Below are 16,611 nucleotides of genomic sequence, written 5' to 3'. Positions count from 1 at the left end.
AAATAAGTATAAAAGTGCTTCCCTCAAGCTCGAACTCCGCCATTAGAATATGATACATCAAATCAAGGCCGACTTTGGCGATGATCTTCGCATAATCCAGCGCATGTTTTTTTAGAGTTTGCCTGGGAGATCCAAACTTTCATCCATCACAATATTCTGTTTGATTTGAGAAGAAAACCAATATAACAATAAATCATTCTTGTTGCTGAAGTGATGATAGAATGAGCCGCGAGTTACGCTTAGCTGGCTATAAATGATATTGATGCTGACGTTTTCATAGCGGAAGCATACAGGGACATGGAACTGTTGCCCAATATTCCGGCCAAGGAAGCGATGTTAATGATGAAACCACCCACCGATCTGGACTTCAGAATCGATTCCACGGCAAACTTCATCCCCAGGAAGACGCACTTTAAGTCCACGGCCATCACTTTTTCAAATTCCGCTGTTGAATATTCATGTGCAGGTCTGTTGTCGGCAGCGATACCGGCGTTATTTACCAGTCCGTCCAACCGGCCATAAGTTTTAACGGCAAAGTCGACCAGTTCCTTTACCTCATCCTCTTTGCTTACATCCGTTTGAAAAAAGGATACTTCTCCGTCGTTCGCATCCAGTTCTTCAACAACCTTTAACCCTTTTTCAGCATGAATATCCGATACGACAACCTTCACGCCGTTCTCGGCGTAGCACAGTGCAATAGCCTTGCCAAGACCGTCCGCAGCTCCCGTTACAATGGCTACTTTACCTTTTACACTTGAAAAATCCGTCATGAGAGACTTCCTTTTAAGCCAAAACATACAGGTGTATGTTTTGGTCTAAATTTGAAATTATTTCTTGTCAACGCTGCACATTACTGGTTCAGAAAATGATATTTTTCCCTATAAAACTTAGGCGTGACTCCCGTTACCTTTTCGAAGACTTTGTTAGAATAGCTTTGTCGCTGAAGATCGTCATTTCGGCCGGAACGAGCGTCATACGGATGATAAAGGCATCGATCAGGATACCGAAGACCAGTGCGAAGCCGATTTGCTTGATCATCGCATCAGGTGCGAAGAGGGAAACATGATTACGCCTGAGGCAAGTACGACGCGGCTGGCGAGATCGTAGCCGTAAACGACGAAATCATTGCCATGGCGTCCATGGACGTAAGCCTCACGTGGAGCTGACCAGCGGTCTTCCTGTATCGAAACCAAGCAGGGAGTGCAGCCATCCCCAGGGATAGACAGCTATAGTCAGACCGAAGGTAGCCACTGAGAATAAAGCCAACGGTTGCTTTGATGGGAACGATGACCGAGTGGAAGACAAGCAGTAGGATGAGCAGCGACAGAATTACAATGATTCCGATATAAACAGGGAATGCATCGGAAAGCTTGGATGACATTTCAATATTGATAGCGGTGAAACCGGTCACGCCGAGCATGACATTATTCCCGGAAGCGAGGCTGGAAGACGGATCGTGAAGATCGTGCACCAGATCTCTTGTTGCGGTATCTGTCGGGCCTGTTTTATGGATCAGGCTGATAATGGCGATATCGCCGATTGCATTGACGCCCATAGTGATACCAGTATGAAGCAGTCTATTGAAGCCTTTGAAGATGACATCATAGCTTTGGGGCGTGTCGAAGTATCCAGGTTGGCCGAGACACCTGATAGAATGCTCAACTCCATTTTTAACAGTAATCGTATATCCCTAGCCGCGAAGGAAAATTTACTTAGCCAGCGTCCTGGATCTGTACAAGAAGCAAATTGCAGGCTGAAGTCTCAATGTTCGGATGACCACGGTCTTGGTGCTGGATGCACTCAAACAAGCGTAGGCAGCCAAGAAACCGGGTAAGGGTCTGCTACACCATTCTGACCGTGGGTCCAAAATGAAAGCCAGTATGAGCCGAAAAGGAAATTGATACTACAAAGCCTGCATGGAATCCTTTCACCAGCATTCTCAAGCGTGAATTAATCTACTATAAACCCAGATTTAAGACCAAGCAGGAAGCCAAAGATAAATTCTAATAGGCTAGATTATGGAGATCTTGTATTAGTGCTATACGTTATACAAGCTTATGTTTGTAAACTCTATTAACCATTTCTGAAGATACAAACATGATGCTAAAAAGTAGAAGCAAAATAATGGATATCAACGCGTCGGCTAATGTATACCGTTACAATCAATATCTTTTGTAAAATAGAATATATGCTGCACTAGATCCATAATGTTTTCGTTTTTATGAATACCATATCGCACGTGGGTCAGCTGTAAAACAAGCAGGAATCCGGTAACTTAAGGATTCCTCCTTCTCGGGGGGGACCGCGTATTCGTCTTCAGTTGCATGAAGACGATCCGGGTCAATTTTCATGCAGAAAGAACGAGTGCTTTTTTGTGCTTGTTGGGAGGACTTCGTCATACTTTTCCGGTTGAAGGCGGCGTACTCCGTTTAATGCTTGCAAACGGAGTCGCCAACCTGCACCAGAGCATTCAGAATGCCGGCTCGTATTGTGAAACGGCTTGACACATCAATTAGTAAAAGGGGGAATATAAAATGAAGAGTTTCAACAGTGATTTTATGTTAGGTGCTGCTACTTCTGCTCACCAAGTAGAAGGGGATAATATCCATAATGATTTTTGGGTGATATGACGGGATCGACGTATAAGGAGCCCTCTCTTCAAACTGCAGATCACTTTAACTGATATCGCAAGGACATCAAATTGTTGGCAGGTGCAGGACTGAATGCATATCGTTTTACAATTGAATGGGCAAGAATTGAACAATCAAAGGGCAATTTGATCAGAAGGAAATTGAACATTACCGGGATGTCTTAAATTGCTGTCATGAAAATAGTGTAACACCGATTGTAACGCTGCATCACTTTTCGTCACCAAAATGGCTCATCTCCGAGGGTGGCTGGGAAAGTATATCGACAATTGATTTCTTCCGGGAATACATTCATTATGTGGTTTCCGAACTGGGTGATTTGATCCCTTATATTTGTACAATCAATGAAGCCAATATGGGAGTCCAAATCAAGAGAATTATGGAATACTTCATGAGTCAAAAGAACAGCAAGAACAACCCAGAGTATGGTGATGTTCAGGTGGGAATAAGGATGGATATGAGCGTTATGGAGAACTACTACCGTTCCGTCGGGGAAATTGTATTATCTATCAGCGTTGAAGGTTTGCCTGAAGCAAAACTTTCTATTAAATGGCGCCTTACCGTATCCCAAGAAATAGAATGCTCTAATTGCTTTACCGCAAAGAATAAGTCATTCCTCGGAATGGCTTATTCTTCGTCTCCCTCCCTGGGCTCTGCAAGCTCTGGGAAAAGAGCGGGGAGCATCAACTCACTTACGGCACCGTTATCGTTATAAAATCTCCAATTGGCCTTTCCTTCGTATAATAAGGAAAGACGTTGCACGGTGTTTCGGATACCAATATGCTCGCCGTCTCTGCCGGCAATAATTTTACCCTGATTTAATAGCTCCAGTTGGTTTATCGGGTAGCCGTTTCCTGTATCGGAAATGATGATTTTGGCAAACGGATAGAAGTCGATTTCGAATGAGTCCACATTCACCGCTATATGAATGCACTTACTAAATTGCACAGCATACTTGATTGAATTTTCTACAAAGTTTTGAATAAGCATAGGGGGAACAAGCATATCTGCTATCATTTTGTTGATGTCAACTGAATAGGTGAATTTATCCATGTAACGAATGGATTGAATCTGAAGATATGTATCCACGTGTTTAATTTCTTCATGAAGCGGGACAAAGTCGTTATCTACTTTGATCATGTACCGATAGAAATCAACGGAATGAACAATAAGCTGTTTGGCCGTCTGTGGATCTTTGTTCTCAAGCAAATTGTAAACCATATTCAGTGAATTAATAATAAAATGCGGCTGTATTTGCATTTGGAGACTTCGAAGGAGGGACTTCTGAACCTTGATTTCCTCTTCGTATACGCTTATTTTTAAGTGCTGGACTTCATCCATCATCTGATTAAAGGTTTGATTTACAATAGCAATCTCATTTGATACCCGGTAAGGTGAGATCCGGTACTGCAGGTCTCCGCGTTGAATATGTCTCATCGCTTTGTTCAGCTTTTGGAGCGGTTGAACCACAGTCAATCTTACTAGGAAGAACAGGACCGGAAGCAGCGCTGCTACAATTATCGAAATCGCTAGCGTATACTTTTGCATAAAAGGAAGTGCTTTCAAAATGGTGTCTTTAGGTATAACTTCCACGAACGAGATTGGTGCCGAAGAAGAAGGGGCTGTAATAATTAGGTTGTTCTTAGGGATATCAGAAATTGCACGTTGTAAGTCCTTATTCGGTATAAGGTATAAGGTGAAATTCGGATTATTTTTTGAATAATAGTTTAAAGATCTGTCTAGATTAACGTAAACTCCGGTTAGCACGCCATTGTCACCTTTGCTAAAGTGAATCATACTAGAATGATTATAGATCTTTATGAATTTCCAGTCCGTTTTTAATGATAAGTCACTTTTCTGCACAGATTCTGCAACTTGCATAACGTAGGATTTAACGGCGCTCCGCTCTTCCGATTTCTGGCTTGTCTGGCTGGTGCTAGCTGATAAATAAGCATTGTCGGTATAGACAAAAAGAGTGTCGACTATATTAGTGCCATAAAGAATTTGCTTAGAAAGATTCAAGGAAATCCTTTGCTTGGCTAATTCAGATTCGGATTCGTCGTTGCTTAACGTGAGTAGAAGATCACTTTGGAACCAGGCAGTATTGACAGCAAAGGTTACCGCATTATTAAGCTCGTTGTCTATTTGAATCCAATAGGACTGTAGCATATTCTGGTGGGTGTTCTCGACCTGCTTAACCAGCGTAGAACGGGATTGATAGTTGGTGTAGATAAACATTGCAATCACTGGAAGTAAAATAGCGAAAATAGCTAATAACTTAAAGAATATTGAGTTGTAAAATCCTTTGTGTCGAAGTCGTTTCATAACCAAGCTCCATAATGTGAAATTTAACCCGAATGGGCTATTACAATTATACTCTTAGAGGAATGGATGTCAAAACGGCAGCAGGAGGGTACCGAACATGAATGTGTTAATCGTAGATGACGAATTAAGTGCGATTGAAGCTGTGAGAAACGGAATTCATTGGGACAAGGTAGGGGTCCAGAATATTTATGTAGCTGCCAGTTTACAAGAAGCGATTCATAGATTCAGTGAATGTCCAATTGACATTTTACTTAGCGATATTGAAATGCCAATGGGTTCAGGGTTGGAACTGTTGAAATGGGTTAACGAGCACCACCCGCATGTAAAATGCGTTTTTATGACATGCCATGCTGATTTTCAGTTTTTGCAAAATGCCCTGCAATTGGGCAGTGTTGATTATATTCTGAAGCCGTTGGACTTCCCTAAAGTGGAGGTCGTTCTTGAAAATACAATGGAGAAAATCCGAATGGAGAGAATTTTAAAAGAGAATAGCAACTCTTGGATTCAAAACAAGAAATCAGTAATTAAACAGTTTTGGAAAGATTTTTTTCTTGGTGATATTGCACCCAATAAAGATAGCTTGACGAATTACTTGCGGCAGAAACGACTTGGTATTGATCTCGAGAATTCCTATCTTCCCATCTTAATTGTTACCAAGAAATGGACTGAACAAGTTACGAAAGAAGATCAGAAGTTACTGCAGTATGCATTGAGAAACATAACGGAGGAATTTCTCGTTATTCCGGAAACTGAAAAAGAGGTCATTCCTTTTTCTGATACATCAATTCTGGTTATGCTGAATATGGAAGCGGGTATAGAGGAACAGTATCTATTTAAAAAGATTGACGCATCTTGCCGCCAATTGACTGATATGGTAAAATGGCATATTAAGGAAATCATCTGTTGTTATATAGGAGGAAAAAACAATATTTACGAAATGCCGGCTATTATTGAGTCACTGCAAGAGATGGATTTTAACAATGTGATTCATGAGTCGGATATATTTTTTCTATATCAAGAACGTAACCAAAAAGGCTTTATACTTACCGATACACTTATCAATCGATGGAGAGATTGGATGCTACAAGGCAGATATGTCCAGATTTTGAATGAAATAAGGGAACAATTATTATCTCATGGTCAGAGGATCACACGTGATTTTCTTAAAAAATTTACGATGGAATTTTACTTTTTGATTTTTGAATTTGCCAGAGGCCGCCATATTTTTGTGAATGAACTGTTTGGTGATGAGCTATCAAACCAAATACTAGGGGAAGCTTCAGAGTCGTTGGCAGCCCTTCTTCATTGGGTGACTTACGCCATGGATCGTATGCAGAACTTTGATAAGATGAACACAAACTGCGTTAATCCAGTCGATAGAACGAAGGATTATATTCATCTTCATTTATCGGAGGAGCTTTCGATGGAGCATATTGCTAACAATGTTCATCTGAATGCAGATTACTTAACAAGAATATTCAAAAAAGAAGTTGGCTTATCCATCAGTAAATACATGATTAATAAAAAAATGGAAGTAGCCAAAGAACTTCTCATTCATACGGACAAAAGTATTGGTGAAATTGCCATGCTGGTCGGTTATTATAATTATTCGAGTTTCAATCGCATCTTTACCAAAGAGACTGGAATGTCTCCCCAGAAGTTCAAAATTAGCAACGTCACACAGTAATTGGTCGGAATTCGGAATCTATTAAGTCGGATCATGTATAACGTTAACTGCCACCTGTTTTCTATAATAAAGAGAAGACAGGCAAGAGATTATTCACTATAAGGGGGAACTTAAATGAAAAAGAAAATCACACCAGCGTTATTGGCTGCCTTACTGGCGGTATCTTTAGTTGGGTGCAGTAACAACAAGAGTAGCGGTAACAGCAACAATGGGACAAATCCGGCTCCAAATAATGTAAGCGCTTCAAACGAAAGTGATAGTGAATTATCCGGAAAAATTGATTTTAATGAAGAGCCTTATACGATCAAAGTTAACTATGCGGTTCTGGGGCAAGAGCAACCAGACCTCCCGAAAATTGAAGAAAAGTTAAATGAGGTTACCTTAAAAGAAATTAATGCGAAAGTCGATCTCGAAGGCGTTAGCTTATACAACATGGCGAATACTTATGCCCTCAAAGCTTCAAGCGGAGAGAAAGTAGATCTTTTGATGCTCATGCCGGGAAACAGATATCTTGCTCCTTTTGCTAACAATAAAATGATTCGTCCGATTGACGAAGAGCTTGAGAAGTGGGGGCCAGCGCTGAAAGAAACACTTGGCAACCTACTTGGTGCCGGCCAATTTGGTGGGAAACAATTTGCTATTCCTCAAAAAGTGGAACAAAAAAATACATTTGGCTTCAATATGAATAAAAGCATCATGGATAAGTACAACATCGATATTACCTCGATCAAATCGGTCGCTGACATGGACCCGATTTTTGCGAAAATTAATGAAGGCGAACCCGACATGACCATGATTGCGCCAGAAGTAAGCTCATCCAATATTGCGAGTAGCTTAGTTTATTTCGATGGATTCGGCAATCAATATGGAGGGCTTATGGATGACAGTGGTATGAAAGTCATAAATGAGTACGAGTCGGAGCAATGGATTAATGTGGTGAAAAAAGTTCGGGAATGGTACCTGAAAGGGTACATTTCCAAGGACGTAAGCACCTCACAAGACGATGGCAGCACTTTGTTGTACAATGGAAAGGTTTTTGCAACGTCGGCTAGTTCTGTGGGATTTAATGGAGGCAGTTTAAAACCAATCGAGCAAAAAACTGTAGCTTTGCATCCGCCTGTTCTTACTACCACTGACTCACAGCTGTTCCTTTGGGCAGTAGCATCGTCCAGTAAACGACCAGATAAAGCGATACAACTTCTTAACTTGCTGAATTCCAGCGCAGAGCTATCCACGTTGTTACAATTTGGCATAGAAGGTGAACATTACGAGCTTAACGCAGATGGGACCGTGGACGAAACCAAAAATGCGAATTACAATCAGAACAACTGGTTGATGTTCGGCGATTATGATAAAAAACCGCTTAGTGCAGCATTTGTAGAATCGAGTGGATTTAGCCCTGAAGATTATAAGATAAAACTGAAAGAATGGAATGACAATACGGTGAAGTCTCCAGCTTATGGTTTTCTATTCGATCCAACGCCGGTGAAAACGGAAATCGCGGCATTGGATGCGGTTTCCGAACAATATTCGAAGGTGATCGGCAATGGTTCTGTAGATCCGGATAAGTTGATAAAGAAATTTAACGAGAGTCTTTATTCTGCAGGCCTGCAAAAAGTTATTGACGAAAAACAGCAACAATTAGATGCTTGGCTCGCAGCAAACGGTAAGTAAACTTTTTCTATTGTCATAGAATCTGGTGTAATAAGAACTGGAGCTATCTTTCTGTAGTGTTTTTACAGGCGGACAGCTCTTTTTTTATTTCCAGACATGAAGAAATCATCAAGTCGGAAAAGGATATCTTTTGCGTCGTCATATGTATAACGTCAGGTTTCATTCCCTGTGTAAGATAGGATAGGGAAGTCCAGTAGGAGATCAAATACTTCACAGAATGCACAAATTGGGAGGCGGAATGAGTGAAAGTAACAACAGATGTGAATTTGCCCAACGCACGTAAAAAAAAGATAAATTGGAAGTCCTATATTCCTTTGTATCTGATGGCTTTGCCGGCGTTAATTTACCTGTTCATCAACAATTATTTGCCTTTGTACGGAATGCAAATCGCGTTTCGGGATCTTGATTTTTCCGGTAGCATTTTCGAGGGTAAGTTCGTATGGTTTGACAACTTTAAGTTCCTCTTCACAACCGACGATGCTTGGATGATGACAAGGAATACGGTTCTGTATAATCTTTTATTTATTGTGGTAGGCACAGTCGTTGCCATTGTGGTGTCGATTCTCTTTAATGAGATCATTAATAAAAAGTTTGCCAAGGCTTATCAATCTGCCATATTGATTCCTTATTTTATTTCAATGGTCGTCGTCAGTTATTTAGGCTTTGCATTTCTCAGCAGTGAAACCGGGTTCATCAATAACTCCATCTTGAAACCATTAGGAATTGATCTGGTGTCTTGGTATTCCGAGCCTAAATACTGGCCCTATATTCTCCTGTTCGTAAATATATGGAAGGCAATAGGATACAACTTACTGTTTTATACAGCGAGAATTCTCACCATCAGCTCGGATTATTATGAGGCTGCCAAGATGGACGGAGCAACGAAACTTCAACAAATTATGAATATTACCTTACCACTTCTCAAGCCAGTTATTATCTTGATGACTGTCTTGGCCATCGGAAGAATATTCTATTCCGATTTCGGATTATTTTATCAGGTTCCGATGAATTCGGGTGCACTGTATGACAGCACAACAACAATTGATACTTATTCATTCCGGGCGCTTATGAAGCTCGGTGATATCACGATGTCAACAGCAACAGGCGTATACCAGTCAGTAGTCGGTTTCATTCTGGTTGTGGCCTCAAATATTGTTCTTCGCAAATATAGCAAGGAAGATTCCCTATTCTGAGATGGAGTGATCAATATGATAGATATTAAAGAAAAAAAATGGTCTATAACTGGACATGTCGTAATGATTATCCTGTCCATTATGGCAGTAGCACCTTTTATTCTGTTGTTAATGTCCTCGATCACCGATGAAACAACTGCACTTAGAAACGGTTATAGCTTCTTTCCAGAGAAATTCTCGCTGGAAGCTTACAAATATATCGCCGGGCAATGGGAAGTAATCGGGAAAGCCTATCTGGTGTCAATATTCGTTACCGTAGTCGGTACCGTATCCGGTGTCTTTATAACCTCAATGCTTGCGTATACGCTTAGTAAGCCGGATCTACCGGGACGCAAGGTGCTAATGTTCCTGTTGATCTTCACGATGTTGTTTAATGGAGGTTTGACAGCCACTTATATTGTATATACACAAATATTCCATATTAAGGATACTGTATTGGGCTTGATGCTTCCTAATCTATTAATGAATGCGTATTTTGTAGTCATGTTTAAAAATTACTTTGAGTACACTCTGCCTGCAGCACTTGTGGAATCCGGGAGAATCGATGGTGCCACTGAATTTAAAATATTCTACAAGATCGCGATTCCCTTGTCCATGCCGATGTTCTTCACTGTCGGTATGACAGTTGCTTTAACATATTGGAACGATTGGATGAACGGGATGTACTTTCTCTCAACGAACAGCAAAATTCAAAGTGTGCAAACGATATTAAATAATATTAACGAGAATATTAAATTTCTACAGCAGAACAATGTAGGCACAGCGGTAACGACAGCAGATTTGCCATCAGTTACCATACGTATGGCTATTGCCGTTGTTGGTGTCTTACCGATGCTCATGTTGTTCCCGATCTTCCAGAAATGGTTCGTTAAAGGGGCTACGGCCGGAGCAGTCAAAGAGTAAAATTGAAAGATTTACATTTGGAGGATTCATATGAGCAAAAGCATAGTAGTACTTTAAAACAAAAAATTGATAATTCTAGGGAGTGTGTATAAAACATGTACGTTTGCAATCCGATTAACATGGAATACAAATATCAGTTTATCGAACAAAGAGGAAAGATGATTACTTATAGGGAAGCCGCAGATCCTTCTATGATTCTATTTCATGGGAAATACTTTCTGTTTCCCTCAATGACAGCGGGATTTCTTGCAAGCGATAACCTGCATGACTGGAAATTCTACCCTTTGCGGGGTTTGCCAATTCATGATTATGCTCCGGATGTGAGGGTTATAGGGGAATATATGTATTTTTCTGCATCAAATCAATCGAAGAATTGCTCTTTTTACAGAACAAAAGATCCGATTCGCGGTGAGTTTGAGGAAATAGAAGGGACATTTCCATTCTGGGATCCAAATCTATTTGTAGATGATGATGGAAGGGTTTATTTTTACTGGGGATGTTCCAGTCAAACGCCTATCTATGGGGTCGAGCTCGATCCAAGGGATATGAAACCCAAAGGGGAGCCGCTAGAACTAATCTATAGCAATAATACGGTTATTGGTTATGAGAGAAAAGGCGAAAATCATATCGCAAGAACACTTGAGCAAATTGAGGAGATAGTGCAAGGCTATGCAAATGGAAATCCAGGTAGTACAGATGAGCATCTGAATATGATTAGACAGGCGGTAGGGAATGATCCATACATTGAAGGCGCATGGATGGATAAGCATAACGGAAAATACTATCTTCAATATTCTTGCCCTGGGGCGGAGTATAACGTTTATTCGGATGGGGTCTACGTATCCAATAAACCATTAGGACCGTTTACGCTGGCGAATAATAATCCTTTCTCCTACAAGCCGGGGGGGTTCATTCCAGGTGCTGGGCACGGATCGACAATGGAAGATAAATACGGGAATCTTTGGCATTCTTCAACCATGAGAATCAGCGTCAATTATATTTTTGAAAGAAGATTGGGGTTATGGCCTGCAGGTTTCGATAAGGACGGGGAATTATTCTGTAATCAGCGATTTGGAGACTGGCCCTTCAGGATCGAACAGGCACAGATGAATCCATGGGAGAATCCGGAATGGATGCTGTTGTCTTACAATAAACCCGCTAAGGCATCATCCTTTATGGAAGGAAAAGAAGCTTCGAAAGCGATGGATGAGGATGCTCAAACATGGTGGCAAGCAGCTTCTAGTGCTTCCGGAGAATGGCTTGAAGTAGATTTGAAGTATTCATGCGACGTACATGCCGTACAAATCAATTTTGCCGACGATCAGTTAAATCTTTCGCTTCCAGAGGGAGCCGCTATGACAGAGGGACGATTCATCGACGAAAGTCAGCACTATACCAGATGGATTCTCGAAGGATCTGTAGACGGAAAAGACTATTTTGTAATTGAGGATAAGTCGGATACAAATACTGATTTGTCACATGATCTCATAGTGAATGAAGGCGGAATAAAGGCAAGGTATCTCCGGTGCATTGTAAAGGAGCTTCCTTTTAACCAACAGGCATGTATTTCGGGTTTTCGCGTGTTCGGGATTGGTGTTGGAGCACTCCCTGATAAAACAAGCGGAATCCAACTCGAACTTTTAGGTGACATTGATCTTTCGGTTTCCTGGAAGAGTGTTGAAACGGTCGGTTACAACGTGCTCTGGGGATTTACTCCGGATAAGCTGTATCATAGTCACATGATATTCGGAAGAAATCAGATGGTAATTAAGGCATTGATCAAAGGTCAGCCGCTATATGTCCGGGTGGATGCTTTTAATGAGATCGGGATAACCGAAGGCGAAGTTTACGAGGCGATTTAGTAATTACGCATGACCTTGGAAGAGAAAGTAAGCTTATGTTCTGGCATAGGCGCATGACGGGCCGCATGGCTTAAGAAAACAAAAGGGTGCTCAAGACCATATGGGGCTGATCCAAAGTGTGTCGGCAACCTGTTTCCGACCGCAGCAGGACTTGCTAGCTCATGGAACAGGGGGCTATTCAAACTAGTTGGTAATGCACTTGACGAGGGGTGTCAGGCAGAAGAAATACAAATTTTTCCTGGAACCGGTACGAATATTAAAAGATCACCGAAATGCAGAAGAAACTTTGAATACTTTTCTGAAGATCCGTACTTGTCTTCTGAACTAAAAGCCATTTATTAAATATAGAAAAGAGGGAACGTTTTGAGGAAGTTTAACAGTGATTTTTTGATGGGTGCTGCCACATCTGCCCATCAAGTAGAAGGTAATAATACAAATAGCGACTTTTGGGTATTGGAGAATATACCCGGATCCACATTTAAAGAGTCATCTATGGATGCAATGGAGCATTATTCTAAATTCAAAGAGGATTTAAAACTTTTAATAGATGCAGGTCTAGATGCTTATCGATTTACAATTGAATGGGCTAGAATTGAACCGTCGCTAGGTAACTATAATCAACAGGAGATTGAGCATTATCGGGAGGTTTTGAATTTTTGTCATGAGCAGGAAATTACCCCTATTGTAACACTGCATCATTTTTCATCACCTAAATGGCTGATTACAGAGGGTGGATGGGAAAGCGAAACGACTATTGAACATTTTGGACGATATTGTAAATTTGTAGTTTCAGAATTAGGGGATTTGATTCCGTATATTTGCACAATTAATGAAGCTAATATGGGAATCCAGATTAAAAGAGTCATGGAAGATATGATGAGCAATATGGCTGGTGAGTCTAAGCAAGAAAGTGGAGAAGTTCAGGTTGGGCTCAATATGGATATGAAAAAGAGAATGGAAGAGTATTACAAAGCAGCAGCAGAAGCCTTTGGAACAGATGCACAGAATGTGCATACCTTTTTGGCGCCCCGTACTGAAAATGGCGATTTGATTATTATGAAATGCCACGAAAAAGCAAGAGAGGTGATTAAATCGGTCAATCCTGCCATTCAAGTGGGTGTCACGCTTTCTTTGTATGATTATCAAACTTTGCCGGGTGGCGAGGAGTATGTAAGAGCGTTACAGGATGACGATTTTCTTCATTATCTCCCCTATATCCAAGATGATGATTTCCTTGGTGTTCAAAACTATACTCGAAAAGTCTATGGACCTAACGGGCCGGTAAAGTTGGAGGGGGATGCCAGATTAACTAAAATGGGATATGAATATTACCCGGAAGCATTATCGGGAGTTCTGCGCTATGTGTCAAAGTATTGGCATAAACCAATCATCGTCACAGAAAATGGGCTATCAACTACCGATGACAAAGAAAGAGTAGAGTTTATCGAAAGAGCCTTATCGGGTGTTCTCCAGTGTGTGGAAGAAGGAATCCCTGTAGTTGGATATACCCATTGGTCATTACTCGATAATTTTGAATGGCAGTTGGGGTATGCTCAGACATTTGGTTTAATTTCTGTTGACCGTACAACACAAACAAGATATCCAAAGGAAAGTCTGACGACGTTAGGTAACATTAAGAAGTTTGGAATTCAGTAATAGGAAATGGAGATGCTAACATACCATCGTTTATTCTAAGATTGAAAACCCGAACTATACGGTCTACAAAAATCAAAATGGACCATTAATTTGGGTGAAAGTGTTTCTTTTATAGAAGTGTTGAGAGACTTCCCCACGGTATTCCGGTTAATATCTCTAGTGATCCACGGAATGGAGTAATAGAGGGAGAGCAGGAGTATAAGACCAATACCAGCGCTTTTTTTAGTATTTAATGATTGCCTGTAAATATGACTTTTTTTCTGTTAATCCTACCATATTTTAAATGGTGATAAAAATTATAATCTATTTAATTGAACGTTTACTCAAAGACTTTACTGTTAAAGGATAACTAATTTTTGAAACTGGGAAATAAACTACAAGGTAAAGGGAGAAGTTATTTCATATGAACAGAGACATAAAAGAAGTGATATCCAAAATGACATTGGAAGAGAAAGCAAGCTTATGCTCAGGAATAAGTGCCTGGAATACCATAGCCTTGCCTGAACATGGAATCTCATCTATCATGTTGACGGATGGACCGCATGGTCTGAGAAAGCAGACGGGTGCCGAAGATCACATGGGACTCAATAACAGTGCACCTGCAACCTGCTTTCCAACTGCAGCAGGACTTGCCAGCTCCTGGAATAGAGAACTTATTGAAAAAGTTGGGACAGCACTTGGTGAAGAGTGTCAAGCTGAAGGAGTATCGATTCTTCTTGGACCAGGTACCAATATAAAGAGATCACCACTTTGTGGAAGAAACTTTGAGTACTTTTCAGAAGATCCTTATCTTTCTTCTGAACTTACAACTAAGCATATTCAGGGAGTTCAAAGTCAGGGGGTAGGGACTTCTCTGAAACACTTTGCCGCAAATAACCAGGAAACTAAAAGATTTAATATTGACGCTATTATTGACGAGCGGACTTTGAGAGAAATATATCTGGCAAGCTTTGAAGGGGCTATTATTGAAGCACAGCCTTGGACGGTAATGGCTGCCTACAACAAAATTAATGGCCAATTTTGTTCAGAGAACAGGAATTTATTAACGGAGGTACTTAGAGATGAATGGGGTTTTAAAGGCTTCGTTGTTTCTGACTGGGGTGCTGTAAGTGAAAGGGATGCAGCATTGTCAGCAGGAATGGATTTTGAGATGCCTACAAGCAACGGAGTAGGGACTAAGAAGATTATTGATTCTGTTAGCAGCGGTTCACTGTCTGTTGAAACACTGGATACTGCAGTGGAAAGGATCTTGGAAATCACTTTTAAAGCGTTAGATAGCAAGAAAGAAACTGCAACCTATGATAGAAATGCTCACCATGAACTAGCCAGAGAAGTCGCAGCGGAGAGTATGGTGCTCCTGAAAAATGAAGATCAAATTCTTCCACTTGGAAAGAAGGGGGAAATTGCCGTAATTGGCGCTTTCGCTAAAAAACCAAGATATCAAGGAGCAGGAAGTTCCCGGGTTAACCCAACAAAATTGGATATTCCGTATGATGAAATTAAAAGCACTTGTACAGATGCTCAAGTAGTCTATGCGGAAGGTTACTCCCTGAATAGTGATGAAATCAACGATGAAATCATAGCTGAAGCAACAAAGGCTGCAAGTGAAGCGGAAGTGGCAATTGTGTTTGTCGGATTGCCTGAAAAGTACGATGCAGAAGGAGTCGACAGAAAGCACTTAAGGCTTCCTGGAAATCAAGATGCATTAATTGAAGCTGTAGCCGAAGCGCAGCGAAATACCATTATCATTCTGTTAAACGGATCAGCAGTAGAAATGCCATGGGTAAATAAGGTAAAGGGCATCATAGAAGCCTATCTGGGCGGGCAAGGTATGGCCGGTGCAGTTGCAGATCTTTTGTTTGGTGACAGAAACCCATCCGGGAAACTTGCTGAAACATTCCCTGAAAAACTAAGCCATTCTCCATCTTATATTAATTTTCCGGGTGAAAGAGATAAAGTGGAGTATAGAGAAGGCTTATTTGTCGGATATAGATATTACGATAAAGTGGAAATGGAACCGCTTTTTCCATTTGGACATGGACTTTCCTATACTACCTTTGAGTATTCAGATATCCGTCTAAATAAAAAGGAGATTAACGATACAGAAGAAGTAACAGTAACCGCAAAAGTGAAAAATACAGGCAATCGATCAGGTAAAGAAGTGGTTCAGCTTTATGTGAAAGATGTAGTTAGCAGTGTCATTAGACCTGTTAAGGAATTGAAAGGCTTCGAAAAGGTTGCTCTGGAACCAGGCGAAGAGAAGGTAGTCACTTTTAAATTAGGAAAAAGAGCATTTGCTTATTATCATGTTGAATTAAAAGATTGGGTTGTGGAAAGCGGCGAATTTGAGATTCTTATGGGCAAGTCGTCCATGGATATTGAACTAAGTGAGACGGTTTACGTACATTCAACCGTTAAAATAAATAAAAAATATACGTTAGATTCGACACTCGGCGATATAGGTGCAGAACTAGCGGGAAAACAACTTGTTTCAAAGATCATAGAAGGTATGGGGTTTGGAGGTTCAGATTCTGACGCTCCATTCGGAATGGATTTGGAGTCACTGTTACACAGCCTAAAACTAAGGATCGTGGAAGCTCATGGTGGATTTCCAAGGGAAAAACTGGAGGAACTTCTAGAAACCTTGAATAGCAATTAAACAA

Annotated in this window: 13 protein-coding genes and 1 pseudogene; 9 read left to right on the top strand and 5 right to left on the bottom strand. The window is 40.8% G+C overall.

Translation table 11 applies throughout. From position 1 onward, the window contains the following. Positions 1 to 111 precede the first annotated feature (111 nt). The 4 genes from P40081_RS40145 to P40081_RS26505 form a co-directional block, all read right to left on the bottom strand. Positions 112 to 255 carry a TetR family transcriptional regulator gene (locus tag P40081_RS40145; protein ID WP_442950233.1) on the bottom strand — a complete coding sequence of 48 codons (144 nt, stop codon included), beginning with the start codon at positions 253 to 255 and terminating at the stop codon, positions 112 to 114. Next, on the bottom strand, positions 240 to 770 hold the full coding sequence (locus P40081_RS26510; protein WP_052422023.1) for an SDR family NAD(P)-dependent oxidoreductase: 531 nt from the start codon (positions 768 to 770) through the stop codon (positions 240 to 242). The genes P40081_RS40145 and P40081_RS26510 overlap by 16 nt, the downstream gene beginning before the upstream one ends. Before the next feature lie 133 nt (positions 771 to 903). Continuing rightward, positions 904 to 1,038 (bottom strand): hypothetical protein, encoded by a 135-nt coding sequence (locus P40081_RS39845; protein WP_269323133.1) that lies wholly within the window; start codon positions 1,036 to 1,038, stop codon positions 904 to 906. 28 nt (positions 1,039 to 1,066) lie between these two features. Next, positions 1,067 to 1,555, bottom strand: a complete 489-nt coding sequence (locus P40081_RS26505; RefSeq protein WP_156118698.1) for a hypothetical protein — start codon at positions 1,553 to 1,555, stop codon at positions 1,067 to 1,069. Positions 1,556 to 2,763: 1,208 nt separating this feature from the next. Between P40081_RS26505 and P40081_RS37845 the strand changes: the two genes are divergently transcribed. Continuing rightward, positions 2,764 to 3,363, top strand: a complete 600-nt coding sequence (locus tag P40081_RS37845; protein WP_331281733.1) for a family 1 glycosylhydrolase — start codon at positions 2,764 to 2,766, stop codon at positions 3,361 to 3,363. On the opposite strand, the gene P40081_RS26490 is transcribed toward P40081_RS37845, so the two are convergent. Then, positions 3,276 to 4,973, bottom strand: coding sequence for a sensor histidine kinase (locus tag P40081_RS26490; RefSeq protein ID WP_042139191.1), 1,698 nt, complete (start codon positions 4,971 to 4,973; stop codon positions 3,276 to 3,278). The two genes, P40081_RS37845 and P40081_RS26490, sit on opposite strands and share 88 nt — an antisense overlap. A 97-nt stretch (positions 4,974 to 5,070) precedes the next feature. On the opposite strand from P40081_RS26490, the gene P40081_RS26485 reads away from it, so the two are divergent. The 8 genes and pseudogenes from P40081_RS26485 (at position 5,071) to P40081_RS26455 (ending at position 16,607) form a co-directional block, all read left to right on the top strand. Further along, positions 5,071 to 6,660 (top strand): response regulator transcription factor, encoded by a 1,590-nt coding sequence (locus P40081_RS26485; RefSeq protein ID WP_042139190.1) that lies wholly within the window; start codon positions 5,071 to 5,073, stop codon positions 6,658 to 6,660. Between the two features lie 114 nt (positions 6,661 to 6,774). After that, the gene (locus tag P40081_RS36695) at positions 6,775 to 8,334 is read left to right on the top strand and encodes an ABC transporter substrate-binding protein (protein ID WP_052422022.1); all 1,560 of its coding nucleotides are present in this window, start codon (positions 6,775 to 6,777) and stop codon (positions 8,332 to 8,334) included. A gap of 242 nt (positions 8,335 to 8,576) precedes the next feature. Beyond that, complete coding sequence (locus P40081_RS26475) at positions 8,577 to 9,527, top strand: ABC transporter permease (protein WP_331281682.1); 951 nt, start codon at positions 8,577 to 8,579, stop codon at positions 9,525 to 9,527. Positions 9,528 to 9,542: 15 nt separating this feature from the next. Further along, positions 9,543 to 10,430, top strand: coding sequence for a carbohydrate ABC transporter permease (locus tag P40081_RS26470; RefSeq protein ID WP_052422021.1), 888 nt, complete (start codon positions 9,543 to 9,545; stop codon positions 10,428 to 10,430). 95 nt (positions 10,431 to 10,525) lie between these two features. Then, positions 10,526 to 12,292: a family 43 glycosylhydrolase gene (locus tag P40081_RS26465; protein WP_042139189.1), complete on the top strand. Its 1,767-nt coding sequence runs from the start codon at positions 10,526 to 10,528 to the stop codon at positions 12,290 to 12,292. A 9-nt stretch (positions 12,293 to 12,301) separates the two neighbouring features. Further along, positions 12,302 to 12,625: pseudogene (locus tag P40081_RS38705) on the top strand (glycosyl hydrolase); the annotation flags it as partial. 30 nt (positions 12,626 to 12,655) lie between these two features. Further along, entirely contained in the window at positions 12,656 to 13,948 is a 1,293-nt protein-coding gene (locus P40081_RS26460) for a glycoside hydrolase family 1 protein (RefSeq protein ID WP_042139188.1), read from the top strand. A gap of 403 nt (positions 13,949 to 14,351) precedes the next feature. Beyond that, a complete protein-coding gene (locus P40081_RS26455; RefSeq protein WP_042139187.1) occupies positions 14,352 to 16,607 on the top strand; it encodes a glycoside hydrolase family 3 C-terminal domain-containing protein in 2,256 nt (751 codons plus the stop codon). Positions 16,608 to 16,611 lie beyond the last annotated feature (4 nt).

This window comes from Paenibacillus sp. FSL P4-0081 (assembly GCF_000758565.1).
Lineage (GTDB): Bacteria > Bacillota > Bacilli > Paenibacillales > Paenibacillaceae > Paenibacillus_AQ > Paenibacillus_AQ phytohabitans.
This window is presented reverse-complemented; position numbering and strand designations above follow the sequence as displayed.